Here is a 1325-nt window from a genome sequence, read left to right on the forward strand (position 1 = left end):
GATGTTGGGTCAAAGCATTTCTCATAACAGGAGCCCCCATGTTCCAGCTTCCCTTCCCCGTTCGCGACGCAAACGCCTCTGCCGGTTCCGGCAGCCTTGGCAATCTGCCGGAATGGGACCTCAGCGACCTTTATAAATCCGAGGATGCCCCCGAACTGGCCCGCGACCTGGACTGGCTGCAAGAGGAATGCGCCGCATTCGCCGCCGATTACGAGGGCAAACTGGCGGACCTGGATGCCGCCGGCCTGCTGAAATGTGTTGAGCGCAACGAGAAGATCAACAACATCGCCGGCCGCATCATGTCCTTTGCGGGCCTGCGCTATTACCAGCTGACCACCGACGCGGACCGTGCCGCCTTTCTGTCGGACTGCCAGGAAAAGGTGACGGTCGCCACCACTCCGCTGGTGTTCTTCACGCTGGAATTGAACCGCATCGAGGACGGCGCGATGCAGGCGCACCTGGCCGCCAATGCGGACCTTGCCCGCTATGCCAGCGTGTTCCGCCGCATCCGCGCCATGAAACCCTACCAACTGTCGGATGAGCTGGAACGGTTCATGCATGACCTTGGCATCGTCGGCGATGCCTGGGAGAAACTGTTTGACGAAACCATCGCCGGTTTGCAGTTCACCGTCGATGGCGAAGAGCTGACCATTGAAGGCACTCTGAACCTTCTGACCGACCCCGGCCGCGCCAAACGCGAGGCGGCGGCGCGGGAGCTGGCTCGTGTGTTCGGTGAAAACATCAAGACCTTTGCCCGCGTCCACAACACGCAAGCAAAGGAAAAGGAAATCATCGACCGCTGGCGCGGCATGCCCAGCGCCCAGACCGGCCGCCACCTGTCCAACGATGTCGAACCGGAAGTGGTCGAGGCCCTGCGCGAAGCCGTGGTTGCCGCCTACCCCAAGCTGAGCCACCGCTACTACGAGCTGAAACGCAAATGGCTGGGTCTGGACGTGATGCAGGTCTGGGACCGCAACGCGCCCCTGCCGCTGGAAGACCCCCGCACCATCACCTGGGATCAGGCGGAAAAAACCGTGATGGACGCCTATAACGCCTTCGATCCCCGCATGGGCGAGATTGCCGCGCCGTTCTTCTCGGACGGCTGGATCGACGCCGGCGTGAAACCCGGCAAGGCACCGGGTGCCTTTGCCCACCCCACCGTCACCAATGTCCACCCCTATGTGATGCTCAACTATCTGGGCAAACCGCGCGACGTGATGACGCTGGCACACGAGCTGGGCCACGGCGTGCACCAGGTGCCTTGCCGGGTTTCACGCCGGCGTCGATCCAGCCGTCCGAGAAGAACGGCGCGGCAATCTCGCCCA

1 protein-coding gene is annotated in these 1325 nt (G+C 62.6%); it reads left to right on the plus strand.

Annotated features, from left to right (window positions below; all coding sequences use genetic code 11):
* Positions 1–38: 38 nt before the first annotated feature.
* A partial coding sequence (locus A2I95_RS38715) for a M3 family metallopeptidase (RefSeq protein WP_291737695.1) occupies positions 39–1325 on the plus strand: 1287 nt, incomplete at its 3' end.

It is taken from the genome of Leisingera sp. F5 (genome assembly GCF_001593695.1).